Origin of the sequence: Azospirillum sp. TSO22-1, assembly GCF_003116015.1 — a bacterium.
GTDB lineage: Bacteria > Pseudomonadota > Alphaproteobacteria > Azospirillales > Azospirillaceae > Azospirillum.
Genome location: NZ_LGQZ01000038.1, coordinates 1 through 24,534 on the forward strand (window position 1 = coordinate 1; position 24,534 = coordinate 24,534).

Sequence of the window (24,534 nt, forward strand, 5' to 3'; positions counted from 1 at the left end):
GGGGGGGGGGACCATTGCAAGGGAATGATACCAGTACACGCGGCGCGCGCAAGGTGTGACGAGCGGCGCTGTCCCGCATTACGCCTTGCTGGCAATGCGCTCTTTTTTCCGCGCGTCGATGCCACGCCGTAGCAGATCGCGGATGGCTTCGTTACGGGACCGCATCCGGTCCTCATGCCATGCGTCCTCAATCTCGCGCAACTCATCCTCGGTGATGAGCATCGTGACTTTGCGGTCTGCCTTTTGAGCCATGTCAGGCTGCATATCAAGGTCACAGACCATGGTCAAAGTCCGTCTTTACGAAACATCCGATGTTTTATAACATCCGATAGATGGGGGTATCAACACCCCCTTCATGCCTGTCCCATCAGTGGAGCATCGGATGTGTAGACGCTCGGCATAGCCACGAGCAGCGGGGCTCACTCCCCGCAAATGAGTAGGGCCGGCTGGCACCGCGAATGCCAATCCGGCCCCTGACATACCGCCCAGCTAGAGAGGAGCTGCCGGCAATGCCTAAACTCGTCCCCATCATACCCGAACCGGTTGCAGACGCAAGCCCCGTTGCGCCGGCCCATTCCGAACAATCCGCACTGGACCGCCGCGCGCTGCTTAGCACCGCTGCGGTTCTCGCCTCCGCTGCCCCCGTCGTCGTCGCTGCGGCGCCGCTGGCGGCCCTACCAGCCACCATCCCCGTTGCCGTGACCAGGGCGGAGGTTCCGCCTGTGGTCGCGCTGTGCGGGACGGGCTGGGAAGAGGAGTGGCTGCGGAGTGACGGAACCACCCGCGAGTTCGTGCGGCTCATGTGCGAGATCCGCCACCACAGCCCGACCGACGAATACGAAGAGACCTGTAACGCCATCGTCGCCCGCTTCCGCGAGATCCGGGACGACGAGGCGGCGGCCGAGGAAACGGAGAAGGTTCTACCCTCGCCTGACCTCGCTTCCTTCGAGGGCATGTTTGAACTGGCGGCTGACACCATTCCTGATCTGCCGCCCGACCGGGCCTTGACCATCGCCATCAACGCCATGCGGATGGCCCGCGGCAGGTGGGGCAAGGAAGCGCACGCCAACGCCAACATGAACGCCCTGCTGATGGCCCACGCCTACACGGGCCTTATGCTGACCGGGTTGGGGCATCCCGACTTCCTGACCGAGGCTGAGAAGGCGGAGGCGGCCCATGGTTGACCTGCATACCCGCCGCCGCATTGGCCCGGACGCCACCGGCTCCGCGCTGCTGCAATCCGCCCTGGCCGACGTGCAGACGTTCGGCCGGCTGCCCGGCTACCGCCGCCGGCAGATCGAGCGGACGATAGACGAGCTGATCGCCTTCCTCGACACGGTGGACGGCGACCCCGACCGGGAGCCGGAGGAGGATCGAGGTGAACTCGACCAACTGCCCGACGATAACCGGCTGTCCGTCTTCGACGTGCTGCCGCTGTGCCGCTCCAACCTGTTCGCCCGTGCGCAGGGGGTGCGCCATGGCTAATCCCGAACGGTCTGAATGGTCCAGGCTCTCCGAGCTTGAGCACCCGCTCACCATGGCCGAGGGCGCGGCGGCGGCGCTCAACATGATGGCGGAGAGCTTCGGCGCCACGAACAGCGGTACGGCTTTAGCCTTCCTGGCGCATCATCTGGCCGGCCATCTGGAGGAGCTGCGGAACAAGTGGGAGAAGGTGCTCACAGAGGCGACGGGGGCGGGCAATGGGTGACCTCCCGTCCTGGCAGATCACAGCTATCCGGCGCGCGCATGGAGTGCTGGACGTGCACACCCTCGCCGCTTGCTGCAACGTCCCGCTGGAAGACATCCTCAAAGTTCTTGGCTTGACGAAAGCGCCACCCAGCCCGCCGCCGACGTTCGAGAGAGTGAACCGGCGCTTCCCGCCTTCGGTATTGGACGAAGTCTGACGAACAAGCCCCGGCCCAGCGCCGGGGCTTTCTTTATGGGAACGCAGCACGAACAGATCGGCCGTTCGGTGTTGCATCGGTGTTGCACGGAAAATCCGGCAACGCTTGGAAACCGAGGAAAATCAACGGTTCCAGCTTACCACACCTTGCAACACGAAATAAGGGGGCCGAAGCCCCCTTACTTGTTGATTTGCTTAGCTTTTTCACCCTTGGAGGGGCACCGTACCATCATCCCATGTTGATGATGATCGTCTTCTTGTGGGTGAAGTGCTCCAGCATCGACTCCAGCGTCGCCTCCTTGCCCAGGCCCGATGCCTTGACGCCGCCGTAGCTGAGGTTCGGCTGCACCACCAGGTTCTGGTTCACCTGCACGAAGCCGGCCTCCAGGCGGTGCACCGCGTCCATGGCGGTCTTCAGGTCGCGCGTCCAGATGGTGGCGGCGAGGCCGTACTCCGTGTCGTTGGCCGCCTGGATGGCGTCCTCGTACTCGGTGAACTTGAAGATGCAGGCGACCGGGCCGAAGATCTCCTCGCGCGCCGGGGCGGAATCGCGCGGGATGTCCACCAGCAGCGCCGGCTGCACGAACAGCCCCTTGCCCAGCTTCGGGTCCGCCGGCATGGCCGAGCACTTCAGCACCGTGGCGCCGGGGCTCTCCTCGCCGATGCGGATGTAGGTGCGCACCTTGTCGAACTGCTGGCGGCTGACGATGGCGCCGATGTCGGTGGCCTCGTCCAGCGGGTCGCCCATCACCATGGCGTCGACCTTGGCCTTCAGCTTGGCCACGAAGTCGTCGTGCACGTCGGCGTGCACGTACATGCGCGAGGAGGCGGTGCAGCTCTGGCCCTGGCGGGTGAAGCGCATGCCGGCCACCGCGCCGGCCACCGCCTTGTCCACGTCGGCGTCGCCCATGACGATCATCGGGCTCTTGCCGCCCAGCTCCAGCGTCACCGGGATCAGCTTGTCGGCGGCGGTCTTGTAGACGATCTTGCCGGTCTCGACCGAGCCGGTGAAGGTCACCTTGCCGACCTTCGGGTGCGCCACCAGCGGCGCGCCGCACTCCGGCCCCATGCCGGACAGGAGGTTCAGCAGGCCCGGAGGCAGCACCGTCTGCATCAGCTGGCAGGCGCGCAGCACGGCGAACGGCGCCTCCTCGGCCGACTTCACCACCACCGCGTTGCCCGCCACCATCGCCGGCGCGATCTTCAGCGCCATCAGCAGCAGCGGCACGTTCCACGGGATGATCGCGCCGACCACGCCGATCGGCTCGCGCACCGTCATGGTCAGCATCGCCGGGTTGAAGGGCACCGTCTCGCCCTTCATCTCCGGAGCCAGGCCGCCGAAGAAGGTGAAGGCGTCCGACAGCACGCCGGCCTCGACCCGGCTCTCGGTGCGCAGCGCCTTGCCGGTCTCCAGCGCGACGAGGCGCGCGATCTCCTCCTTGTGGGCGTCGAGGATGCGGCCGCACTCGGCCACCAGCCGGCCGCGCTCGCGCGCCGGGCGCCGGGCCCACTCCTTCTGCGCCTTCACCGCGGCGGCCACCGCGGCGGCCACGTCGGCCTCGTCGCCCCAGGCGGCCTGCCCCACGGTCTCCTGCGTGGCCGGGTTCACCACGTCGAACGTGCGGCCCGAACGCGAGGCAACCAGCTGGCCGTCGATCAGCTGCTTTCCCGACAGTTCGCGGGCGAGGGCGAAGGGATCGAGCACGGGCTCGATGGTGCTGGACATGGTCGTTTCCTCTTCCTCCACCGGCTCTCCGGCCGGCACCGTGTGATATGGGAGCGCCGGGCGCATCCATTCGGCACCGTATGCTTGCCGAGTCGCCCTGACAAGGTCATTATCCCCGCATCCATTCGGGGAGAGAGATGCGTTTCCTGCGCGCTTTGCCGGTGCTCCTGCTGGTCCTGGCGACCGTTCCGTTCGCGGCGGCGCGGGCGGGCGCACCCAGCGTGGAGAACGGCGTGGCGGTGGTCCGGGGTCCGGGAACCTCGGCGGTTCCGGCCAACCCCCCGGCGGTCCTCAAGCGCGAGTGCGAGGCGGCCGAGTCCGGCGACGCCGAGGCCGCCTACCGCATGGCCCGGCGCTTCCTGTTCGGCCTGGGCGTGGAGCGGGACCGCCGCGTCGGCGCCGCGTGGCTGCGCGCCGCCGCCAGCCGCGGCCACGCCGAGGCGCGCAAACTGGTGGCCTACGTGCCCGGCGAGGTCGGCCGCATCCGCCCCTGGTGCCGTCCGGGCGGCGCGCCGCCGCGCGGCGTCGCGGCCCCGCCGGAGGAGATCGTGCGCATGGTCCGCGCCATGGCGCCGACCTACGGCCTCGACCCCGACCTCGTGCTGGCCGTGGTGCGGGTGGAGAGCGCCTTCCGCACCAACGCGGTGTCGCCCAAGGAGGCCGCCGGCTTGATGCAACTGATCCCGGAGACCGCCGAGCGCTTCGCCGTGCGCGACGTCTTCGACCCGCAGGAGAACCTGCGCGGCGGCATGAAGTACCTGCGCTGGCTGCTCGCCTACTTCAGCGGCGACGTGACGCTGGCGCTGGCCGGCTACAACGCCGGCGAAGGCGCGGTGGACAAGCACCGCGGCGTGCCGCCCTACGAGGAGACGCGCAGCTACGTGCAACTGATCCGCCGGCTGTACGCGCGCGACAACCATCCCTTCGACCCGGCGGCGGCCGATCCGTCGCCCGTCATCGCGCGGCGGACAGCGACCCTGCCGCGCTGATACACTGCCGGCGACCAACCGGAAGGGGAGACGCCCGCATGCCGATGTCCGAACGCCGCGTCCTGGGCCTGAGCGCGCTGGGCTTCCATGCCATCGCCTACACCCAGTGGGGCCGGGATGACGCGCCGCGCACGGTGGTGTGCATGCACGGGCTGACCCGCAACGGCCGCGACTTCGACCATCTGGCGCTCGACCTCGCCGACGCCTACCGCGTCGTCTGCCCCGACGTGGTCGGACGCGGCCGCAGCGACCGGCTCGCCAACCCCGACCTTTACGGCTACCCGCAGTACCTCGCCGACGCCGCGGCGCTGATCGCCCGGCTCGACGTGGAGTCGGTGGACTGGATCGGCACCTCCATGGGCGGGCTGGTCGGCCTGATGCTGGCGGCGCAGCCGAAGTCGCCGATCCGCCGGCTGGTGATCAACGACGTCGGCCCTTTCCTCCCCAAGGCGGCGCTGGAGCGCATCGCCGGCTACGTCGGCAAGGACCCGGTGTTCGACGACATCCGCGGCGTCGAAGCCTACCTGCGCCTGGTGCTTATGGGCTTCGGCCGGCTGTCCGACGAGGAGTGGCGCCACATGGCCGAGCACGGCGCGCGCCGCTTGCCGGACGGCCGCTTCGCGCTGGCCTACGACCCCGGCATCGGCAAGGCGTTCACCGCGCAGCCCCTGGCCGACGTCGATCTCTGGCCGCTTTGGGACCGCATCACCTGCCCGGTGCTGGTGCTGCGCGGCGCCGATTCGGACCTGTTGCTGCCCGAGACGGCGGTGGAGATGACCCGGCGGGGGCCGAAGGCGCGCCTCGTCGAGGTGCCGCACTGCGGCCACGCGCCGTCGCTGATGAAGCCCGAGCAGATTGCCGCGGTGCGCGGCTTCCTCCTCGAACGCTGAGTCCGCACCACATCGCCGCATCGACGGGTTGCGCTGAATACCATAGAATGCCCGCGCCAAGGGCAATCCCGCCCACGGCGTATCGGAGGGTACAGACGATGCGGAAGCTGACTCTGACCCTGTGGGTAAAGATCAGGGCGATGCGGATGGCACTCCACATCGCCCTTGAATTCTAAACCTCACAGGCGGGCGGCAGGGGGAGACCCCTGTCGTCTGCCCTCCCTATATAAGGGATTCCCCATGCCCGGGCAAGCCTCCACCAAGCTCCACGCGTTTGGGATCGCGGTTCTCGTCGCGCTGGTTGTGGGCGGGGCGCTGCTGTTCGCGTCGGGCCTGCTGCTGGCGCTCGCCGTGGCGATCCCCGTGGGCGTCGTCGTGCTGGTGGTCGGCGCCCTGCTCTTCGGCAAGGCCGAGGTGCACGTGATCCGTGACGAGTGACCGGCCGGGCCGTATAACCGCGGCATGACCGCCGCCCCCTTCGATCCGCACAGCCTTCCGCCGCTGCGCGACGTCATCGCCCGCTTCGGGCTCGGCGCCCGCAAGGCGCTGGGCCAGAACTTCCTGCTCGACCTCAACCTGACCGGCCGCATCGCGCGCTCGGCCGGGCTGGCGGAGGGGATGTCCGTGGTCGAGGTCGGCCCCGGCCCCGGCGGCCTGACACGCGCGCTGCTCGCCTCGCCCGCCCGCGAGGTGGTGGCGATCGAGCGCGATTCCCGCTTCGTCGAGGCCCTGCAGGACGTGGTGCAGGCGGCGGACGGACGGCTGCGCATCGTCGAGGCCGACGCGCTGGAGGTTGACCCCGCCGCGCTGACCGAAGCCCCCCGCGCCATCGTCGCCAACCTGCCCTACAACGTGGCGACGCCGCTGCTGATTGGCTGGCTGAAGCGGATCGAGGACTATGTCAGCCTGACCCTGATGTTCCAGAAGGAGGTCGCCGACCGCCTCGTCGCCCAGCCGGGCAGCAAGGCGTACGGCCGGCTGTCGGTGATCACGCAGTGGCGGGCGGAGACCCGCGTGCTGTTCAACCTGCCTCCCCGCGCCTTCACGCCGCCGCCGAAGGTGGACTCGACCGTCGTCCACCTGACGCCGCGCGCCGCGCCCGAGCCGGCCGACTGGGCGGACCTGGAGGCGGTGACCGCCGCCGCCTTCGGCCAGCGCCGCAAGATGCTGCGCCAGAGCCTGAAGCCGCTGGGCAACGCCGAGGCGCTGCTGACGGAAGCCGGCATCGCGCCGACCGCGCGCGCCGAGGAGGTGCCGGTGGCCGGCTTCGCCGCACTGGCGCGCGCCGTGCGGGCGGCACGGGCGTAACCACGGGAATCCGCACGCGAACTATGGCTTTGTACCCCCTTGCGCGGAGCCCCTGTCTTCCGTCAAAAGAGGCGCAAAGGTGTTACCATTTTGGTTGCGGCCCGTAAGGGATTTCCGCAGCTTGCGGAAGGGCCGCGATCCGGGCTCATCCTGACCGGATGATCCCGCACGAGCCGGGCACCAAGAATCAGGCGGGTCCAAGCCCGCAGCGAGGGAACAGGGAGATCCGCTTTTGAGCATCCTGCTGAAACTGAGCGGGCTGATCGACGCGCTGAACGAGGCCGTCGGCAAGCTCGTCTATTGGCTGGTGCTGGTCGCCGTGGTGATCAGCGCCGGTAACGCGTCGGTCCGCTACGTGTTCAGCACCAGTTCCAACGCGTGGCTGGAGCTGCAGTGGTACCTGTTCTCGGCGGTGTTCCTGCTGTGCTCCGGCTACACGCTGCTGCGCAACGAGCACATCCGCATCGACGTGGTCATCGGCCGCTTCTCCAAGCGCACGCAGGCCTGGATCGACGTCTTCGGGTTCATCTTCTTCATGTTCCCGATGGCGCTGCTGATCCTCTGGCTGTCCTGGCCGATGTTCTGGGACAGCTTCATCCACTCGGAGATGTCCAACAACGCCGGCGGCCTGATCCGCTGGCCCGCCAAGATCCTGGTGCCCGCCGGTTTCCTGCTGCTCAGCCTGCAGGGCGCGTCGGAGCTCATCAAGCGCATCGCCTTCCTGATGGGGCTGCGCGATGAGCCCGGCGACAAGATGCACGGCCATTCGTGAGCACGGGGGACACACCGCAATGACCGCCTTCCTGATCGAGAACATGGCGCCCCTGATGTTCGGGGCGCTGGTGATCTTCCTGCTGATCGGCTTCCCCGTCGCCTTCGCGCTGGCCGCCAACGGCTTGGTCTTCGGCCTCATCGGCATCAAGCTCGGCCTGCTCACCCCGGCGCTGTTCCAGGCGCTGCCGGAGCGCGTGTTCGGCATCATGCAGAACGACACGCTGCTGGCCATCCCGTTCTTCACCTTCATGGGCCTGATCCTCGAACGGTCGGGCATGGCCGAGGACCTGCTGGACACCATCGGCCAGCTGTTCGGGCCGATCCGCGGCGGCCTCGCCTACGCGGTGATCTTCGTCGGCGCGCTGCTGGCCGCCACCACCGGCGTGGTCGCCGCGTCGGTGATCTCCATGGGCCTGATCTCGCTGCCGATCATGCTGCGCTACGGCTACGACCGGCGGCTCGCGTCGGGCGTCATCGCGGCGTCGGGCACGCTGGCGCAGATCATCCCGCCGTCGCTGGTGCTGATCATCCTGGCCGACCAGCTCGGCCGCTCGGTCGGCGACATGTACGCCGGCGCCATGGCCCCGGGCCTGGTGCTGACCGCGCTGTACGCCGGCTATGTGCTGCTGGTCACCATCTTCCGCCCGAACGCCGCCCCGGCGCTGCCGCCGGAGGCGCGCACGCTGCGCGGCATGAAGCTGTTCATCCGGGTGATCGTCTCGCTGGTGCCGCCGCTGGTGCTGATCTTCCTGGTGCTCGGCACGATCTTCATCGGCGTGGCGACGCCGACCGAGGGCGGCGCCATGGGTGCCGCCGGCGCGCTGATCCTGGCGCTGGCCAAGCGCAAGCTGTCGTGGAGCCTGATGCGGCAGGCGATGGACACCACGGCCAAGCTGTCGTCCTTCGTGGTGTTCATCCTGATCGGCTCGACGGTGTTCGGCCTGGTGTTCCGCGGCGTCAACGGCGACCTGTGGGTGGAGCACCTGCTGGTCGGGCTGCCGGGCGGCGCGCTCGGCTTCCTGGTCGTGACGAACATCCTGGTGTTCGTGCTGGCCTTCTTCCTCGACTTCTTCGAGCTGGCCTTCATCATCGTGCCGCTGCTCGGGCCGGTGGCGGAGAAGCTGGGCATCGACCTGATCTGGTTCGGCGTCCTGCTAGGCGTGAACATGCAGACCTCGTTCATGCACCCGCCGTTCGGCTTCGCGCTGTTCTACCTGCGCTCGGTGGCGCCGCGCACCGACTACACCGACAAGATCACCGGCAAGCTGATCGGCAAGATCACCACCGGCCAGATCTACTGGGGCGCGGTGCCGTTCGTGATCATCCAGGTCATCATGGTGGGCATCGTCATCATGTTCCCGGGCTTGGTGGAGGTCGGCCTCGACCGCGGCACCAAGGTGGATCCGAACACCATCCAGATCGAGATCCCGCAGATGGACTTCGGCGCCCCGCCGGCCTACCCGGGCATGGAGCCGCAGCCGGGCGACAACAACCCTGGCGACGTCAACGACCTGATGAAGCAGCTGCAGCAGCAGAAGCAGTGACCATTGCAAGAGCCCTCCCCCGCCTCCGGCGGGGGCGCGGCGCCGGTGCCGAAGGCAATGAGCGCCGGAGGCGATCATAGGCAAAGTGCGGTCGCCCGACTTACGGGCGACCGGTGGATGGGTGGGGGCAAGCTGCTCCCAAGTTCCAGAGCACAAAAGAAAAGCCCCGCTCGCGCGGGGCTTTTTCAGTTTCTGTGCTTTGCGGAGGCCGCTGCCCCCACCCAACCTCCCCCGCCAGAGGCGGGGGAGGGGTCAACTCACGTCAGCCCTTCTTCGGCGCCGGGCTGTTGTAGACGAAGCTGTCGAAGTAGTATTCGGCGACGCGGAACCACTGGTACTCCTCGTCGCGGAACTTGCGCCACGCTTCGTAGACCTTCTTGAAGTTGGCGTTGTTCTTCGCCTCCTCCTCGTAGGTGTCGAAGGCGGCCTGATAGCAGGCCTGCATGACCTCGCGCGGGAACGGGCGCAGCTGGGTGCCGCTGCCGACGAGGCGCTTCAGCGCGGTCATGTTCTGCACGTCGTACTTGCCGAGCATCGAGGTGTTGGCCGCGGCGCAGGCCTGGTCGAGGATCGCCTGGTAGTGCTTCGGCAGCGCCGCGTACTCGTTGGCGTTGGTCAGCAGCGACACCTGCGGCCCGCCTTCCCACCAGCCCGGGTAGTAGTAGTACTGCGCGACCTTGTTGAAGCCGAGCTTCTCGTCGTCGTACGGGCCGACCCACTCGGCGGCGTCGATGGTGCCCTTCTCCAGCGACGGGTAGATGTCGCCGCCGGCGATCTGCTGCGGCACCACGCCGAGGCGCGAGATGACCTTGCCGGCATAACCGCCGATGCGGAACTTCAGGCCCTTCAGATCCTCGACGGTCTTGATCTCCTTGCGGAACCAGCCGCCCATCTGGGTGCCGGTGTTGCCGGCCGGGAACTGCACGATGTTGTAGGCCTTGAACACCTCGCGCATCAGCTCGAGGCCGCCGCCGTGCGTCATCCACGCCATCTGCTGGCGGGCGTTGAGGCCGAACGGCATGGAGGCGTCGAAGCCCAGCGTCGGGTCCTTGCCCACGTAGTAGTAGGACACGGTGTGGCCGCACTGCACGGTGCCGTTCTGCACGGCGTCGAGCACCTGCAGGCCCGGCACGATCTCGCCCGCCGCGAAGGTGCGGATCTGGAACTTGCCGTCGGTGGCTTCGGACACGCGCTTGGCGACCTCCTCGGCGGCGCCGAAGATGGTGTCGAGGCTCTTCGGGAAGCTGGACGCGCAGCGCCACTTCACCTCGGGCATCGACTGCGCGATGGCCGGGGCGGCGATGGTGGCCGTGGCGGCCGCGGCGGCGGTGCCGACGCCGGCGGTGGACAGGAACTCGCGACGCTTCATCGGGTGGTCTCCCTGGGTTCTCGTTCTTGAGGTCAAGGTGAAGCGGACAGCGCCCATCGGCCCGGCCGGCATGGCGGACGGGAACGGTGCGGCGGTGTGCCCGGATGGTGCTGGAGGTGCGCGAAACGCGTGCGGGGCGTTCCCCGGCGGTTCATCGGGCGGGGCCCGAAGACGGTCCGCCAGCGTGGTCCTGCATGCTCATACGACGCCTCCCTCGTGTCGTCCCGGTGGCGGCTGCGGCCGATGGAACGGCCGGCGCCCCGGTATTCTTTTGATTGCAGTACTATGCCGTATACCCATGGCTGGCATCAAGCCGGAGCATGGCTCGGTATTACCATTTTCGGGGGAGTTTGGGGATTGCGGTTTTCCGCAATAGCGGGGGGGGGGCGGCGACACGTCCGGCCCCGGCCGACAAAGGAATGGCCGGGACGAGCCCGGCCATCGCGCAACGGGAAAAACGGTTCCGAACGCCTTACGAGAACCGGTTGTTCTTCGGGAAGCCGTTCGGCGGGAACTTGCCGACGCCGGCGCGGTGGGCGAGCCAGGGGCGCATGTCGGCCTCGGTGCGCACCCGGTCGCCGAGGTTCCAGGTCAGGCCCTCGGCCGCCTTGAAGGTCTTCAGGTCGGACAGGCTGGCGTCCTTGTACTTCTGCAGGTGCATGCCCTTGCCGCGGGCCAGCACCGGCACCTCCTCCAGGGGGAAGACCAGCAGCTTGCGGTTGTTGCCGATGACCGCCACGTGGTCGTCGCCGGCCCCGACGAAGACGCAGGCCTTCGCACCCCGGCCGTTCTCCAGGGTCAGCACCTGACGGCCGGAGCGGGTCTGGGCGATCACCTCGCCCTCCTCCACCAGGAAGCCGCGGCCGTCCTCGCTGGCGACGATCAGCCGGCGGTCCGGCTGGTGCTTGAACAGCGCGACGATCTCGGTGTCGTTGCCGAGGTCGATCATCAGGCGCACCGGCTCGCCGAAGCCGCGGCCGCGCGGCAGCTTGTCGGCGCCCAGCGTGAAGAACTTGCCGTTGGAGGCGAAGACCAGCAGCTTGTCCGTCGTCTCGCAGTGGATGGCGAAGCGGGCGGCGTCGCCCTCCTTGTACTTGACGTCGGCGACCTCGGTCTCGTTCATGTGGCCGCGCACCGCGCGGATCCAGCCCATCTGCGAGCACAGCACGGTCAGCGGCTCGCGCTCGACCATGGCCTCCAGCGGGATGTCGATGACCAGCGGCGCGTCGGTCACCTGGGTGCGGCGGTCGTCGCCGAAGCGCTTGCGCGTCTCCTCCAGTTCCTTGCCCAGCCGCTTCCAGCGCAGACTCTCGTCGCCCAGCAGCTCGACGATCTCCGCCTTCTCGGCGGACAGCGCGTCGTGCTCCTTGCGGATCTCCATCTCCTCCAGCTTGCGCAAGTTGCGCAGGCGCATGTCGAGGATGGCGTTGGCCTGCACCTCGGTCAGCTCGAAGGCCTTCATCAGCCGGAGCTTCGGCTCGTCCTCCTCACGGATGATGCGGATCACCTCGTCGAGGTTCAGGTAGGCGATCAGAGTGCCGCCCAGCACCTCCAGCCGGTGGTCGATCTTCGCCAGCCGGTGGCGCGAGCGCCGCACCAGCACTTCGTGCCGGTGGTCGAGGAAGGCGTCCAGCACCTCCAGCAGGTTCATGACGCGCGGGACGTTGTCCTTGTCCAGCACGTTCATGTTCATGGCGAAGCGGGTTTCCAGGTCGGTCGCCTGGAACAGCGAGGCCATGAGGACCTCGGGATCGACGTTGCGGCTCTTCGGCACCAGGACGAGGCGGATGTCCTCGGCCGACTCGTCGCGCACGTCCTCCAGCAGCACCAGCTTCCGGTTGGTCAGCAACTCGGCGATCTTCTCGACGAGCCGCGCCTTCTGCACCTGGTAGGGGATCTCGGTGACGACGATCTGCCAGGTGCCCTGGGCCAGCGGTTCCTTGTGCCACTTGGCGCGCAGGCGGAACGAGCCGCGGCCGGTGCGGTAGGTCTCGATCACCGTGGCGCGCGGCTCGACCAGCACGCCGCCGGTCGGGAAGTCGGGGCCCGACATCAGCGAGACGAGGTCCTCGATCCTCGGCGGCGCCGGCATCTCCTTGCCGGCGAGCGCGGCCTTGACGCGGTCCTGCCGGTGCTTGAGCACGAGGCGCAGCGCCGCGCAGATCTCGCCGACGTTGTGCGGTGGGATGTTGGTCGCCATGCCCACGGCGATGCCGCTGGAGCCGTTGGCGAGCAGGTTGGGGAAGTTGGCCGGCAGCACCGCCGGCTCCTCGCCGTCGCCGTCGTAGGTGGCGCGGAAATCAACCGCGTCCTCGTCGATGCCCTCCAGCAGCGCCTTGGCGACGTCGGTCAGGCGCGCCTCGGTGTATCGCATGGCCGCGGCGTTGTCGCCGTCGATGTTGCCGAAGTTGCCCTGGCCGTCGATCAGACGGTAGCGCACCGCGAAGTCCTGCGCCAGCCGGACCAGCGCGTCGTACACCGCGGTGTCGCCGTGCGGGTGATACTTGCCGATGACGTCGCCGACCACGCGCGCCGACTTCTTGGGCGGCGTCTCGGGGTTCAGGCGCAGCTCGTTCATGGCGTAGAGCAGGCGCCGGTGCACCGGCTTCAGCCCGTCGCGCACATCGGGCAGCGAGCGCGCCATGATGGTGGAGAGCGCATAGCTCAGATACCGCTCGGAGAGCGCTTGCTCGAGCGGCTTGTCGATGATGTCGGATGCAGGCACTGGGGTCTTCATGCCGGCAACCTACCAGATCTGGGGAGAAAATCCAGCAGGATATGTTCTTGTTATGTTCTCATAAGGCGCACCGCCAGCCGTTCCCGCGCCGGCGGCAGCGGGGCGTTCAGCACGTGGCGTTCCAGGAAGTGCCCGGTCAGCCGCAGCCCCGCCGCCACCTCGTCCGGCCCGCCCTGCCCGCGCCCGACCAGGAAGCCCGGCAACGCCAGCAGGCGGTCGCGGTAGGGCTCGCCGGCGGAGACCGACACCGCCCGCCCGGTGCGCGGGCTGACGAAGGCCAGATACTCGTTGCCCGACACCTCCCCGGTCACCGCACAGCGCTCGAGATCCAACCCGAAGCCCAGTTCCGCCAGCAACCCGACCTCCCAGCGCACATAGGCTTCAGCCCAGGCGGGGGCGCCGTCCAGCACCTCGAACAGGGCGCACAGGCCGTCGTACAGCGCCGGATGCGGCTGGTGCTCGGGCAGCGCCGCCTCGGCCAGCGCGCAGGCCGAGGCGAGCGCCGCCAGCCGCGGCGGGTCGTCGAGCAGCCCGGCGGCGTAGCCCCTCAGCGGTTCCAGCACGTAGGTGCCCAGGTGCTCGGCCAGCCGGCCGCGCCAGCGTACGGCGACGACGCTGCCCGGCTCGGTGTGGCCGCGCTGGCGCGAGGACCGGCCGCCCATGACGAGCCCCGCGTGGCGGCCGTGCTCGCGCGCCAGCAGAGTCACCACCGCCGCGCTCTCGCCGTGCGGACGGGTCGACAGCACGATGCCCTGGTCGGTCCATTCCATGGAACGAAAATAGTACATCCGCGCCGCGGATGCACCCCCCGGCACCACAGGGTGCACGGTGCTCCGGGGTCCGTGTCATAGCAGTTGCAATTTGATGCGATCTAAGCGGCAATGGATGGAGAGAGACCTTAAAAAAGGCCCAAGGGTTTTGACCAGTCCCGTCGACCGATACCTGCTTGCCGAGAAAGCCGGCACCGAAGGCGTGTGGGACTGGGACCTGCGCGCCGGCACGCTGTATCTGTCGCCGCGCTTCCGTGATTTCCTCGGCCTGCCGCCCTCCGAATCGCCGGGCCCGCCGGACGACTGGCTGGAGCGCGTGCACCCCGAGGACCTCGACTGGCTGCACGCGGCGCTGGAGGGCCAGCGCGGCGGCGTCACCCTGCCCTTCCACATCGAGCACCGCGTCCGCCCGCGGAACGCCCCTGGGGAGTCGGGGGAGTGGCGCTGGCTGGTCTGCCGCGGCATGGCGGTGTGCGACGAATCGCAGCAGCCGGTGCGCCTCGTCGGCTCGGTCGCCGACGTCACCGAGCGCAAGCTGGCCGAACTCCAGCTCCGCCGCAGCGAGGAGCGCTACGCGCTGGCCGCTGCCGCCAGCAACGACGGCCTGTACGACTGGGACCTGGCCACCGGCCGCGTCTACTACGCGCCGCGCTGGAAGGCGATGCTGGGCTTCGACGAGCACGCCGTCGGCGACGGCCCGCAGGAGTGGCTGGGCCGCGTGCACGAGGAGGACCTGATCTGGCTGACCGCCGCGCTGGGCGGCGCCGAGGAGGACGGCAAACCGTTCCAGATCGAGTACCGGATGCGCGACGCCCGGGACACGCAGCGCTGGATGTCGTGCCGCGGCATCGCGGTGAAGGACGCCGCCGGCGCTCCGGTGCGCATCGTCGGCAGCCAGGCCGACGTCACCGACCGCAAGCTGGCCGAGCAGCAACTGCGCCTCAGCGAGGAGCGCTACGCGCTCGCCGCGCAAGGCGCCAACGACGGGCTGTGGGACTGGTGGCTGGACCGCGACGAGGTCTACTACTCGCCGCGCTGGAAGGCGATGCTGGGCTACGCCGACGACCGGATCGGTTCGGCCAGCCGCGAGTGGTTCTCCCGCGTCCACAAGGAGGACGTGGACGGGCTGCGCGCGGCGCTGGATCTGCATCTGGCCGGCGAGCGCGAGAATTTGCAGCACGAGTTCCGCATGCACGCCGCCGACGGCGCCGTGCTGTGGATGCTGGCGCGCGGCCTGGCGGTGCGCGACGACAGCGGGCAGCCGGTGCGCCTCGCCGGTTCGATGACCGACATCACGGCGCGCAAGAAGGCGGAGCAGCAGCTGCTGTTCGACGCGGTGCACGACGGCATGACCGGGCTGCCGAACCGCACGCTGCTGATCGACCGCACCGGGCTTGCGCTCGACCGCCACCGGCGGGCGCGGGGCAAGCACTTCGCGCTGCTGCTGATCGACCTCGACCGCTTCAAGGCGATCAACGACGCCAAGGGCCCGGCCATCGGCGACCTGATCCTGCGCACCATGTCGCGGCGGCTGGAGGACAGTCGACGCATGGGCGACACGCTGGCGCGGCTGTCGGCGGACGAGTTCGCGCTGCTGCTGAACGACGTGGACGATGTCGGCGACGCGCTGACCGCGGCGCGGCGCCTCGCCGCCATCGTGGCGGAGCCGGTGCCCCTGGACGACCACGCGGTGGTGCTGACCGCGTCCATCGGCGTGGCGCTGAGCGCCACCGGCTACGACCGGCCGGAGGACATGCTGCGCGACGCCGGCCTCGCGGTGTACCGGGCCAAGCAGAACGGCCGCAACCGGGTGGACGTCTTCGACTCCACGCTGCGCCGGCAGGCGATGTCGCAGATGCGCACCGAGGCCGACCTGCGCACCGCGCTGGAGCGCGGCCAGCTCTGCCTGTTCTACCAGCCCATCGTCAGCGTGCTGACCGGCCGCATCGCCGGGTTCGAGGCGCTGATGCGCTGGCGCCACCCGAAGCGCGGTCTCGTCTCTCCGGCCGAGTTCATCCCGCTGGCCGAGGAATGCGGCCTGATCGTGCCGATGGGCCGCTGGGCCCTGCAGGAGGCGACGCGCCAGCTGGCCGGCTGGCAGGCGCGCTTCCCGCGGCCGAAGCCGCTGTTCATGAGCGTCAATGTCTCCTCCCAGCAGTTCCGCGACGACGATCTGTTGAGTCTGGTCGAGGCGGCGCTGGCCGAGCACCGCATCCCGCCTTCCTCGCTGAAGCTGGAGATCACCGAGAGCCTGCTGATGCAGGACCCGGAGAAATGCCGCGAGCTGATGCGGGCGATCCGCGACCTCGACGTGCGCTTCAGCATCGACGATTTCGGCACCGGCTATTCGTCGCTGGCGTATCTGCACAAGTTCCCGGCCGACACGCTGAAGATCGACCGCACCTTCGTCTCCGCCATCTCCAAGGGCGAGAGCAGCGCCGCCATCGTCCAGGTCATCACCACGCTGGCGGCGATCCTCAACATGGACGTGGTGGCCGAGGGTGTGGAGACCGAGACCGAGGCGGAGTTCCTGCGCGACATCGTCTGCACCTACGGCCAGGGCTACTTGTGGGCACGGCCGGAACCGGCCGAGGAGGCGGAGGCGCGGCTGGTGGGGGAGAGCGTGGAACTGGGAGCGGCGTAGGGGGTTACGCCGGCGACCGATTACGGCACGCGTGCTCGGTCCGGTCCACCGATTCGACCACCGCCAGCCCCATCCTCACCTCCCCATGCCAGAGGCACGGGAAACCGGTGCGGGATCACCGAATGCCGGGGCGACACCGTCGCTTTCCCATAAAGTCCGTCATGGCCCTCTTCGCTCAAAGTCATGCTTTGCTGACTTGGCCGGCGATTCCTCATATCTCTGGGTCACACCGATCCAGGAAGAATGACGCAAAACAGTATGAAGCCCGACGACTCATAATATTCGCCCCCAAGAGACCTATAGCAGGCGTGCGCCAGGTTATCAGGTGATGAGGTCGGCAATATGAGCACTTTATCAACCACCCTCCACACGCCTTCAGCAAAGATCTCAAGCTGGCTGTCTGCACTATAACGATACGGAACGGGACGACAATCTTGACCATTGCAACATGATTTCCCAAATGGGCCGACCAGATCCGTGTACCAATCGTGAGTGAAGAACCGTTCTGACGGGGTCAAGGACAACAGAGCCCCGGACGCTATGGCTAAGGGAAGGTGCAACATCGCCCGATCCTCCCGCTTGCTGCCCCAAGATGGTGCCTCAACAGCACGAAAAATCACAGTGAGAGTAAGGATTACGCGCACTCCGTGGCGTTAGCGCAGTAACTCCGATATGAGCGCCACATCACTCAATGGCTGTCCAATTGCCAGGGATGAGAACTGGTATTTCACTCTATGGTAGGGGCTGAACGGCCCGCCTTGCGCATACTGAACGCCACGGAAGGCCGCTGATCACGGACTCCAGATCAGCCACAACATGTTCGTATATTTGGAATGCGACGGGACAACGTCTTATCCATATTCGGCGCTTTTCCTGCTTCTGTTGATGTTGCGTTCGCAGCCGATCCGTGATAGGATAATTTTCTTATTATCGCCCCAGGAGCCCCGCGCAGGACCGTGTGAAGTGAACAGCCTCCGCACAATGTTTCAGGACGTTCCACGCTGTTCCACTCCGGCCTCCGCACCCCCGCCGCGGCGCAGCCGGCGGAGCGGCGGCAGCCACCGGTTGGCGGTGCCCGATTGCCCCGCGCGCCTTGCGACCACACTCTCCTTGGCAAGGGCCAGCGTACGGCCCGCAGGAGGGACGCCCGATGGACGAGATCCGATCCACACCGCCGACGCTGGGCTCGGCGGACGTCAGCGCGCTGGCCCACCTCTACCGGGGCGAGTTGTACCGCAGCACGGTCTGGCGCACCCGGCTCGACGCCACCACCAACTGGGCGGTGGTCACCACCGGCCTGGCGCTGTCGCTGTCCTTCTCCAGCGCCGACGCCTCGCCGCTGCCGCTGGTGCTGGTCGGGCTGCTGGTCGCGGTGTTCCTGATGATCGAGGCGCGGCGCTACCGCTTCTTCGATTTCTGGCGGATCCGCGCCCACATCCTGGAAGTGCACTTCTTCGGCCCGATCCTGCTGGGCCAGGGGGTACGGCTGGACACCGGCTGGAACACGGTGCTGCACCAGGACTACCGCGCACCGGCCCTGCACATCACGCTGATGGAGGCCGCCGGGCGCCGCCTGCGCCGCAACTACGGCTGGATCTTCGGCATCCAGGTGGCGGCCTACGTGGGCAAGCTGCTGATCCACCCGACGCCGATCGCCACCCTCGACCAGCTGTGGACGCGCGCCACCATCGGGCCGGTGCCGGGCGCGGTGGTGATCCTGTGCGGCGTGCTGTTCCACGCCACCTGGATCACCATCGCCGTGCGCACCTACCGCAGCCGCCGCGGCGCCGACCGCGACCGCCCGCCGAGGCCGGCGCGGGATTCGGTGCTCGATCTGGCGCGCGGGGCGTCGTGACTATTTCTGTTCGAAGTCGAGGCCCCAGACGCTGTAGCGCTCGGGGTCCTCGGTCCAGTTCTCGCGGACCTTGACGAACAGCATCAGGTGGACGCGGCGCTCCAGGAACGCCTCCAGCTCGGTGCGGGCGGCGAGGCCGATCTGCTTGACGCGCGCCCCGCCCTTGCCCAGCACGATGGCCTTCTGGCTGTCGCGCTGCACGTAGACCACCTGCCGGATCTTCACCGAGCCGTCCTGGAACTCCTCCCACTCCTCGGTCTCGACCGTGGCGGCGTAGGGCAGCTCCTGGTGCAGCTGGAGGAACAGCTTCTCGCGCGTCACCTCGGCGGCCAGCAGGCGCATCGGCATGTCGGAGATCTGGTCCTCCGGGTACAGCCACGGCCCCTCCGGCAGGCGCTCGGCGAGGAATTTGCGCAGGTCCTGCACGCCGTCGCCGGTGGCCGCCGACACCATGAAGGTGTCGGTGAAGATGCCCGCGTCGTTCAGCTCGGCGGTCAGGGCCAGCAGGTTCTCGCGGTGCTTCACCAGGTCGATCTTGTTGAGGACCAGGATCGCCTTGCGCTGCTGCTCCTGCAGCGCCGCAATGATGCCGCGGGTGTCGTCGTCGATGCCGCGGCGCGACGCGTCCACCAGCACGCCGACGAGGTCGGCGTCGTGCGCGCCCTGCCAGGCGGCGGCGACCATGGCGCGCTCCAGCCGCTTCTTCGGCGTGAAGATGCCGGGCGTGTCGACGAAGAGGATCTGGCTGTCGCCCTCGATGGTGATGCCCAGCACGCGCGAGCGCGTGGTCTGCACCTTCGGGCTGACGATCGACACCTTGGCGCCGATCATCGCGTTCAGCAGCGTCGACTTGCCGGCGTTCGGCGCGCCCACCAGCGCGACGAAGCCGCAGCGGGGATTCTCCGGCTGGTGGCCGGGCAGATCGTCGATGTCGGTCTCGTCAGTCATGCACGGCAACTCCCAACTGGCGCAGCAGCGCGCTGGCCGCCTGCTTCTCGGCGGCGCGCTTGGACGACCCGGTGGCCGTCGCCGGCTCCTCGCCCTGCACCGTCACGCGCACGCAGAACACCGGCTCGTGCGCCGGGCCGCTCTGGTCCATCATCTCGTAAACCGGCAACGGCCGGCCGCGTCCCTGCGCCCATTCCTGCAGCGCCGTCTTCGGGTCGAGCGGCGGTGGCTGGTGGCGGTCGATCATGCCGGCCCAGGCGCCGCGGATGAAGCGCTTCGCCGCCTCCAGCCCGCCGTCCAGGTAGAGCGCGCCGATGGCCGCCTCGCAGGCGTCGGCCAGGATGGTGCGGTTGCCGCGCCCGCCGCCGGAATCCTCGGCCGGCGACAGGCGCAGGTAGCGCCCGAGGTCGAGCCCCGCGGCCACCGCGCCCAGCGCCTCGCGCCGCACCAGCGCGGCGTGCCGCTTGGCGAGCGCCCCTTCCTTCTCGTTCGGAAAGCGCTCCAGCAGCCAGTCGGCGATGCACAGGCCGAGCACCCGGTCGCCGAGGAACTCCAGCCGCTCGTAGGCGATGCCGGGGCCCTGCGAGGGCGAGGTGCCCTTGTCCGAGCGCTCCAGCCCCATCAGGCTGGGGTGCGTCACCGCATCGGCGAGCAGGCCGAGGTCGGCGAACGTGTGGCCGAGCGCCGCAGCGAGTTCGGCGACGTCTGCCCCGCCTTCGGGCTCGATGGCTTCGTTCGTCACGTCAGTTCACGCCGTTGAACAGGCGCGAGAAGCGCAGGTCGAAGGGCCAGCGCCAGACCTCGAAGAAGCGGGTGCCGTCCTCCAGCGAGAAGAACAGGAACTCCGCCCGGCCGACCACGTTCTCGACCGGCACGTAGCCGACCATGCTGGGAACGCGGCTGTCCAGTGAGTTGTCGCGGTTGTCGCCCATCATGAACAGGTGGTTCTCGGGCACCTTGTAGAGCGGCGTGTCGTCCAGCGCCCCGTGGTCGGTCTCCTCGATGATGCGGTGCTTCTTGCCGTTCGGCAGCGTCTCGATGTACTGCGCCACGCGGGTCTCGCGGCCCAGGCTGTCCTTGGCGACGTAGTCCTCGATGCGGTCGCGCTGCACGGCCTTGCCGTTGATGTGCAGGACGCCGCCGATCATCTGCACCGTGTCGCCGGGCAGGCCGATGACGCGCTTGATGTAGTCGGTCTTGTTGTCGCGCGGCAGCTTGAACACCGCGACGTCGCCGCGCTCCGGCGTCTTGCCCAGCACGCGCCCCTCGAACAGCGGCAGGCCGAAGGCCACCGTGTGCTTGCTGTAGCCGTACGAGAACTTCGACACGAACAGGTAGTCGCCGATCAGCAGCGTCGGGATCATCGAGCCCGAGGGGATGTTGAACGGCTCGTAGGCGAAGGTGCGCACGCCGAACGCGATCAGCACCGCGTAGAACACCGTCTTCAGCGTCTCGCCGATGCTGCCGGCGTCCTTCTTCTTCTCGACCAAGGCCATGGGAACTCGATTCTGCGTGTCGGTGTGAGTTATTCGGGTTCGGCGCTGATGACGACGAAAGCTTCGGCCAGCGGGTACTCGTCGGTCAGCGTGACGTGGATGCGGGCGACCATGCCCTTGGGAGTGATCGCCTTCAGGCGGTCGAGCGCACCGCCGGTGAGCGCCATGGTCGGCTGGCCGCTGGGCAGGTTGACCACGCCCATGTCGCGCCAGAACACGCCGTTGCGGAAGCCGGTGCCCAGCGCCTTGGCGCACGCCTCCTTGGCGGCGAAGCGCTTGGCGTAGCTGCCGGCGCGCGCGTCGTACTTGCCGCCCTTGCCGACCCGGCGCTCCGACTTGGTGCGCTCGGTGGGCGTGAAGCAGCGGTCGATGAAGCGCTCGCCGAAGCGCTCCAGGGTCTGCTCGACGCGGCGGATGTCGGTGAGGTCGTTGCCGATGCCGAGGATCATCGCACCGCCCCGGCCCGTGCTCCCGGTCGTTCTTCGTCCATGCGCCGGCGCATGGCGCGGATGGTCTCGCCCAGGCCGACGAACAGCGCCTCGCCGACCAGGAAGTGGCCGATGTTCAGCTCGACGATGGTCGGGATGGCGGCGACCGGGCCGACGGTGCCGTAATCCAGCCCGTGTCCGGCGTGGCACTCCAGCCCGATGGCCTCGGCGTGCGCCGCCGCCTGCACCAGACGGGTCAGCTCCGACCCGCGGCCGGCTCCCGGTGGGGTGTCGCAGTAGGCGCCGGTGTGCAGCTCGACCACCGGGGCGCCCAGCGCGCGCGCGGCGTCCAGCTGGCGCACCTCCGGGTCGATGAACAGCGAGACGCGGATGCCGGCGGCGCCCAGCTCGGCGACGTAGCGCTCCAGGTGGCCGCGCCCGCCGTCGACGTCCAGGCCGCCCTCGGTGGTGACCTCGGTGCGCTTCTCCGGCACCAGGCAGACGGCGTGCGGGCGGTGCCGCAGCGCGATGGCCAGCATCTCGTCGGTGGCCGCCATCTCCAGGTTGAGCGGCAGCGTCAGCTCGGCCATCAGGCGCTCGACGTCGGCGTCGCGGATGTGGCGGCGGTCCTCGCGCAGGTGGGCGGTGATGCCGTCGGCGCCGGCCTCGGCGGCGAGGTGGGCGGCGCGCACGGGGTCGGGATGCTTGCCGCCGCGCGCGTTGCGCACAGTCGCCACATGGTCGATGTTCACGCCCAGGCGCAGGTAACGGGTCATCGCGACGCTCCCGGAATCGGCCACGCACCGGCCGGGAGGGCCGGCGCGGGCACTCGGGACTATATAGCGACGCCGGAGCGCCGCGTCACGCCTCCTGCACGGCGCGCAGGAAGTGCTCCACCTCGCCGCGCAGCAAACGGCTCTCGCCGTTCAGCCGGTCGGCCGCGGAGGCGACGACGCCGGCCATGCCGGTGGTGCGGGAGGCGCCGTCGCTGACCTCGACGATGCTGTTGGACACTTGGCGGGCGCCGTGCGCCGCCTCCTCGACGTTGCGGACGATCTCGCTGGTCGCCGCCCCCTGCTGCTCGACCGCGCCGGCGATGCAGGTCGCCAGTTCGCTGAGGCGGCCGATCACCTCCGACACCTCGCGGATGGCCGACACCGCGCCCTCGGTCTGGCCCTGCACGGCGGCGATCTGCTGAATGATCTCCTCGGTGGCGTGCGCGGTCTGGTTGGCGAGGTTCTTCACCTCGGTGGCGACCACCGCGAAGCCCTTGCCGGCCTCTCCCGCGCGAGCCGCCTCGATGGTGGCGTTGAGCGCCAGCAGGTTGGTCTGCGAGGCGATGGAGGTGATGAGCTGCACCACCTCGCCGATGCGGCGGCCGGAGTCCGACAGGTCGGCGATGCGGGCGTTCGCCGCCTCGGCCTGCGCCTGGGCGGCGCGCGAGATGTCGGCGGCCATGCGCACCTGCCGGTCGATCTCTCCGGTGGAGGCGATCAGCTCGCTGGCGGCGGCGGCGACCGTCTCGACGTTGGCGGTGGACTGCTGGGTGGCGGCCGACACCTCGCCGCTGCGCGCCTGGGTCTGCGACGCGGTGGCGGACAGCTCGCCCGACGCCGAGGTCAGCTTCTCCAGCGCGTCCTGCACCGCGTGCATCAGCTGCTGTACGGCGCCGTCGAAGTCCCTCGACAACCCCTCCACCCGCTGCTGGCGGGCGAGGCGGCGCCCGGCGGCGGCATCGGCCTCGTCCTGCAGGCGGCGGTACTCGACGGCACGGTCCTTGAAGGTCTGCAGGGCGGCGGCCATGCCGCCCACCTCGTCGCCTCGGCCGGCGTGGCCGACCTCCACCGCCAGATCACCCTCGGCCAAGCTCCGCATGGTGCCGGACAGGCCGGCCAGCGGCTTCGTGATGTCGCGGGAGATCAGGTGCGCGGCGACCAGCGACAGCAGCACCAGAACCGTGCCGATGCCCATGACCTGGGCGGCGTTCGCCTGGAAGGCGGCATCGACGTCGTCGGTGTAGACGCCGGTGCCGAGCATCCAGCCCCACGGCGCGAAGGGCGCCGCGTAGGACAGCTTCGGCTGCGGGTCCTTGAAGCCCTGGCGCGCCACCACGTAGGGGACGAAGCCGCCGCCGGCCTGCGCCGCCTCGATCATGGCGCGGATGTAGGGCTTGCCGGCGGCGTCCAGCGCGTCCATGCGCGGCTTGCCCTCGTCCTGCGGGCGCGGGCCGATGACCAGCGAGGTGCCGTCCATCCGGTAGACGAAGACGTAGTCGTTGAGCGGCCCGTAGCGCAACGGCCGCAGCGTGGCGAGGGTCTGGGCCTTGGCCTGCTCCTCGCTCATCTCGCCCTTGGCGGCGCGCTGCTGGTACGAGGCGGCGATGGAGAGGGCGGCCTGCACCATGTTGCGGACTTGCCCCTCCTTCTCCGCGACGATGGCGGCGCGCAGGTTGTACAGCGCCACGGCGGACCCCAGCGCCATGCCGGTCAGCACCGCCCCGATCATCAGCAGAATCTTGGTGCGGATCTTCAGGTTGCTCAGCATGGCGTGCCATTCCCCCGTGTTCTTCGCATGACGCGGACGAATGTCTTTTTGCCGAATTTTCTCGATAGTTGAGCAAAATGCCATCTATTCGAGTACAAAACAGCACCCGTTACGCGCGAACGAGGTGATACACCACACCAGACGCTTTTCCCAGCCGCCCTGGCTATGCCATTTGGTCGCAGGCCGGCAGTGTCCTACTATTTTACACGGATACGCGCCGCCAGCTCTTTCAGCGTGTCGAGCGGCGGCCCCTTGCGCGGCCATTCCAGACCGACGCCGTCGCCCTCGTGGCGCGGCAGCACGTGCAGGTGGACGTGCGGCACCGTCTGCCAGCCGGCCGGCCGGTTGGCCTGGAGGATGGTGAGGCCGGCGGGCTCGAATGCCGCCTGCACGGCGCGGGCGACCTTGTGCGCGGTGCGGAACAGCGCCGCCGCCTCGTCCTCGGTCAGGTCGAGGATGGTCTCCGCCGGGCGCCTCGACGCCACCAGCACGTGGCCGGGGTTGACCTGCCCGGCGTCCATGAAGGCGAAGCTGTGCTCGTCCTCGTAGACCTTGGCGCAGGGGATCTCCCCGGCGATGATCCGGCTGAAGACGGTCTCGGTCATGCCC

23 protein-coding genes are annotated in these 24,534 nt (G+C 68.8%); 11 read left to right on the forward strand and 12 right to left on the reverse strand.

The window, feature by feature from the left end; translation table 11 throughout:
* Window positions 1-78 precede the first annotated feature (78 nt).
* Window positions 79-282, reverse strand: a complete 204-nt coding sequence (locus TSO221_RS11620; protein ID WP_109118656.1) for a hypothetical protein — start codon at window positions 280-282, stop codon at window positions 79-81.
* Window positions 283-509: 227 nt separating this feature from the next.
* On the opposite strand from TSO221_RS11620, the gene TSO221_RS11625 reads away from it, so the two are divergent.
* The 3 genes from TSO221_RS11625 to TSO221_RS34985 are packed head-to-tail and all read left to right on the forward strand — an operon-like array spanning window position 510 to window position 1,708.
* On the forward strand, window positions 510-1,184 hold the full coding sequence (locus TSO221_RS11625) for a hypothetical protein (protein ID WP_146208783.1): 675 nt from the start codon (window positions 510-512) through the stop codon (window positions 1,182-1,184).
* Window positions 1,177-1,485, forward strand: a complete 309-nt coding sequence (locus TSO221_RS11630; protein ID WP_109118658.1) for a hypothetical protein — start codon at window positions 1,177-1,179, stop codon at window positions 1,483-1,485. Before TSO221_RS11625 ends, TSO221_RS11630 begins: the two co-directional genes overlap by 8 nt.
* The gene (locus TSO221_RS34985) at window positions 1,478-1,708 is read left to right on the forward strand and encodes a hypothetical protein (RefSeq protein WP_146208784.1); all 231 of its coding nucleotides are present in this window, start codon (window positions 1,478-1,480) and stop codon (window positions 1,706-1,708) included. The genes TSO221_RS11630 and TSO221_RS34985 overlap by 8 nt, the downstream gene beginning before the upstream one ends.
* A gap of 424 nt (window positions 1,709-2,132) precedes the next feature.
* On the opposite strand, the gene TSO221_RS11635 is transcribed toward TSO221_RS34985, so the two are convergent.
* Entirely contained in the window at window positions 2,133-3,629 is a 1,497-nt protein-coding gene (locus tag TSO221_RS11635; protein ID WP_109118659.1) for an aldehyde dehydrogenase family protein, read from the reverse strand.
* 137 nt (window positions 3,630-3,766) lie between these two features.
* Between TSO221_RS11635 and TSO221_RS11640 the strand changes: the two genes are divergently transcribed.
* The 6 genes from TSO221_RS11640 (at window position 3,767) to TSO221_RS11665 (ending at window position 9,134) form a co-directional block, all read left to right on the forward strand.
* On the forward strand, window positions 3,767-4,618 hold the full coding sequence (locus TSO221_RS11640; protein ID WP_109118660.1) for a lytic transglycosylase domain-containing protein: 852 nt from the start codon (window positions 3,767-3,769) through the stop codon (window positions 4,616-4,618).
* Window positions 4,619-4,656: 38 nt separating this feature from the next.
* Window positions 4,657-5,508, forward strand: a complete 852-nt coding sequence (locus TSO221_RS11645; RefSeq protein ID WP_109118661.1) for an alpha/beta hydrolase — start codon at window positions 4,657-4,659, stop codon at window positions 5,506-5,508.
* A gap of 240 nt (window positions 5,509-5,748) precedes the next feature.
* Window positions 5,749-5,946: a hypothetical protein gene (locus TSO221_RS11650; RefSeq protein ID WP_109118662.1), complete on the forward strand. Its 198-nt coding sequence runs from the start codon at window positions 5,749-5,751 to the stop codon at window positions 5,944-5,946.
* A 24-nt stretch (window positions 5,947-5,970) separates the two neighbouring features.
* Window positions 5,971-6,816 (forward strand): 16S rRNA (adenine(1518)-N(6)/adenine(1519)-N(6))-dimethyltransferase RsmA, encoded by an 846-nt coding sequence (gene rsmA / locus TSO221_RS11655; protein WP_109118663.1) that lies wholly within the window; start codon window positions 5,971-5,973, stop codon window positions 6,814-6,816.
* Between the two features lie 232 nt (window positions 6,817-7,048).
* Entirely contained in the window at window positions 7,049-7,588 is a 540-nt protein-coding gene (locus TSO221_RS11660; protein ID WP_109118664.1) for a TRAP transporter small permease subunit, read from the forward strand.
* A 19-nt stretch (window positions 7,589-7,607) separates the two neighbouring features.
* Entirely contained in the window at window positions 7,608-9,134 is a 1,527-nt protein-coding gene (locus tag TSO221_RS11665; RefSeq protein WP_109118665.1) for a TRAP transporter large permease subunit, read from the forward strand.
* Between the two features lie 262 nt (window positions 9,135-9,396).
* Here the strand turns inward: TSO221_RS11665 and TSO221_RS11670 are convergent, their stop codons facing one another.
* The 3 genes from TSO221_RS11670 to recO form a co-directional block, all read right to left on the reverse strand.
* The gene (locus TSO221_RS11670) at window positions 9,397-10,503 is read right to left on the reverse strand and encodes a TRAP transporter substrate-binding protein (protein WP_109118666.1); all 1,107 of its coding nucleotides are present in this window, start codon (window positions 10,501-10,503) and stop codon (window positions 9,397-9,399) included.
* Between the two features lie 472 nt (window positions 10,504-10,975).
* The gene (gene parC / locus TSO221_RS11675) at window positions 10,976-13,240 is read right to left on the reverse strand and encodes a DNA topoisomerase IV subunit A (protein WP_109118667.1); all 2,265 of its coding nucleotides are present in this window, start codon (window positions 13,238-13,240) and stop codon (window positions 10,976-10,978) included.
* Window positions 13,241-13,290: 50 nt separating this feature from the next.
* Window positions 13,291-14,010 carry a DNA repair protein RecO gene (recO, locus tag TSO221_RS11680; RefSeq protein ID WP_109118668.1) on the reverse strand — a complete coding sequence of 240 codons (720 nt, stop codon included), beginning with the start codon at window positions 14,008-14,010 and terminating at the stop codon, window positions 13,291-13,293.
* A gap of 148 nt (window positions 14,011-14,158) precedes the next feature.
* Between recO and TSO221_RS11685 the strand changes: the two genes are divergently transcribed.
* Window positions 14,159-16,654, forward strand: coding sequence for an EAL domain-containing protein (locus TSO221_RS11685; protein WP_109118669.1), 2,496 nt, complete (start codon window positions 14,159-14,161; stop codon window positions 16,652-16,654).
* A gap of 1,150 nt (window positions 16,655-17,804) precedes the next feature.
* On the forward strand, window positions 17,805-18,509 hold the full coding sequence (locus tag TSO221_RS11690) for a DUF2270 domain-containing protein (RefSeq protein WP_109118670.1): 705 nt from the start codon (window positions 17,805-17,807) through the stop codon (window positions 18,507-18,509).
* On the opposite strand, the gene era is transcribed toward TSO221_RS11690, so the two are convergent.
* From era to TSO221_RS11725, 7 genes are all read right to left on the reverse strand, one after another.
* Complete coding sequence (era, locus tag TSO221_RS11695) at window positions 18,510-19,457, reverse strand: GTPase Era (protein ID WP_109118671.1); 948 nt, start codon at window positions 19,455-19,457, stop codon at window positions 18,510-18,512. It abuts the gene before it with no gap.
* Window positions 19,450-20,199 carry a ribonuclease III gene (gene rnc / locus TSO221_RS11700; RefSeq protein ID WP_109118672.1) on the reverse strand — a complete coding sequence of 250 codons (750 nt, stop codon included), beginning with the start codon at window positions 20,197-20,199 and terminating at the stop codon, window positions 19,450-19,452. Before rnc ends, era begins: the two co-directional genes overlap by 8 nt.
* Before the next feature lies 1 nt (window position 20,200).
* Window positions 20,201-20,953, reverse strand: coding sequence for a signal peptidase I (gene lepB / locus TSO221_RS11705; protein ID WP_109118673.1), 753 nt, complete (start codon window positions 20,951-20,953; stop codon window positions 20,201-20,203).
* Window positions 20,954-20,982: 29 nt separating this feature from the next.
* Window positions 20,983-21,402 (reverse strand): holo-ACP synthase, encoded by a 420-nt coding sequence (gene acpS / locus TSO221_RS11710; protein ID WP_109118674.1) that lies wholly within the window; start codon window positions 21,400-21,402, stop codon window positions 20,983-20,985.
* Complete coding sequence (locus TSO221_RS11715; RefSeq protein WP_109118675.1) at window positions 21,399-22,157, reverse strand: pyridoxine 5'-phosphate synthase; 759 nt, start codon at window positions 22,155-22,157, stop codon at window positions 21,399-21,401. Before TSO221_RS11715 ends, acpS begins: the two co-directional genes overlap by 4 nt.
* Before the next feature lie 85 nt (window positions 22,158-22,242).
* Window positions 22,243-23,925, reverse strand: a complete 1,683-nt coding sequence (locus tag TSO221_RS11720) for a methyl-accepting chemotaxis protein (protein ID WP_158284062.1) — start codon at window positions 23,923-23,925, stop codon at window positions 22,243-22,245.
* Between the two features lie 197 nt (window positions 23,926-24,122).
* Window positions 24,123-24,530: an HIT family protein gene (locus tag TSO221_RS11725; protein ID WP_109118677.1), complete on the reverse strand. Its 408-nt coding sequence runs from the start codon at window positions 24,528-24,530 to the stop codon at window positions 24,123-24,125.
* Window positions 24,531-24,534: the final 4 nt, after the last annotated feature.

Excerpts from the sequence above, each read along its gene's own strand:
- TSO221_RS11640 (WP_109118660.1), top strand. The coding sequence starts at position 3,767 with ATGCGTTTCCTGCGCGCTTTGCCGGTGCTCCTGCTGGTCCTGGCGACC.
- TSO221_RS11670 (WP_109118666.1), bottom strand. The coding sequence starts at position 10,503 with ATGAAGCGTCGCGAGTTCCTGTCCACCGCCGGCGTCGGCACCGCCGCC.
- TSO221_RS11625 (WP_146208783.1), top strand. The coding sequence starts at position 510 with ATGCCTAAACTCGTCCCCATCATACCCGAACCGGTTGCAGACGCAAGC.
- TSO221_RS34985 (WP_146208784.1), top strand. The coding sequence starts at position 1,478 with ATGGCTAATCCCGAACGGTCTGAATGGTCCAGGCTCTCCGAGCTTGAG.
- TSO221_RS11720 (WP_158284062.1), bottom strand. The coding sequence starts at position 23,925 with ATGCTGAGCAACCTGAAGATCCGCACCAAGATTCTGCTGATGATCGGG.
- TSO221_RS11715 (WP_109118675.1), bottom strand. The coding sequence starts at position 22,157 with ATGACCCGTTACCTGCGCCTGGGCGTGAACATCGACCATGTGGCGACT.
- lepB (WP_109118673.1), bottom strand. The coding sequence starts at position 20,953 with ATGGCCTTGGTCGAGAAGAAGAAGGACGCCGGCAGCATCGGCGAGACG.
- TSO221_RS11630 (WP_109118658.1), top strand. The coding sequence starts at position 1,177 with ATGGTTGACCTGCATACCCGCCGCCGCATTGGCCCGGACGCCACCGGC.
- rsmA (WP_109118663.1), top strand. The coding sequence starts at position 5,971 with ATGACCGCCGCCCCCTTCGATCCGCACAGCCTTCCGCCGCTGCGCGAC.
- recO (WP_109118668.1), bottom strand. The coding sequence starts at position 14,010 with ATGGAATGGACCGACCAGGGCATCGTGCTGTCGACCCGTCCGCACGGC.
- TSO221_RS11650 (WP_109118662.1), top strand. The coding sequence starts at position 5,749 with ATGCCCGGGCAAGCCTCCACCAAGCTCCACGCGTTTGGGATCGCGGTT.
- TSO221_RS11620 (WP_109118656.1), bottom strand. The coding sequence starts at position 282 with ATGGTCTGTGACCTTGATATGCAGCCTGACATGGCTCAAAAGGCAGAC.
- acpS (WP_109118674.1), bottom strand. The coding sequence starts at position 21,402 with ATGATCCTCGGCATCGGCAACGACCTCACCGACATCCGCCGCGTCGAG.
- TSO221_RS11665 (WP_109118665.1), top strand. The coding sequence starts at position 7,608 with ATGACCGCCTTCCTGATCGAGAACATGGCGCCCCTGATGTTCGGGGCG.
- TSO221_RS11645 (WP_109118661.1), top strand. The coding sequence starts at position 4,657 with ATGCCGATGTCCGAACGCCGCGTCCTGGGCCTGAGCGCGCTGGGCTTC.
- TSO221_RS11690 (WP_109118670.1), top strand. The coding sequence starts at position 17,805 with ATGGACGAGATCCGATCCACACCGCCGACGCTGGGCTCGGCGGACGTC.
- parC (WP_109118667.1), bottom strand. The coding sequence starts at position 13,240 with ATGAAGACCCCAGTGCCTGCATCCGACATCATCGACAAGCCGCTCGAG.
- TSO221_RS11725 (WP_109118677.1), bottom strand. The coding sequence starts at position 24,530 with ATGACCGAGACCGTCTTCAGCCGGATCATCGCCGGGGAGATCCCCTGC.
- TSO221_RS11635 (WP_109118659.1), bottom strand. The coding sequence starts at position 3,629 with ATGTCCAGCACCATCGAGCCCGTGCTCGATCCCTTCGCCCTCGCCCGC.
- era (WP_109118671.1), bottom strand. The coding sequence starts at position 19,457 with ATGACTGACGAGACCGACATCGACGATCTGCCCGGCCACCAGCCGGAG.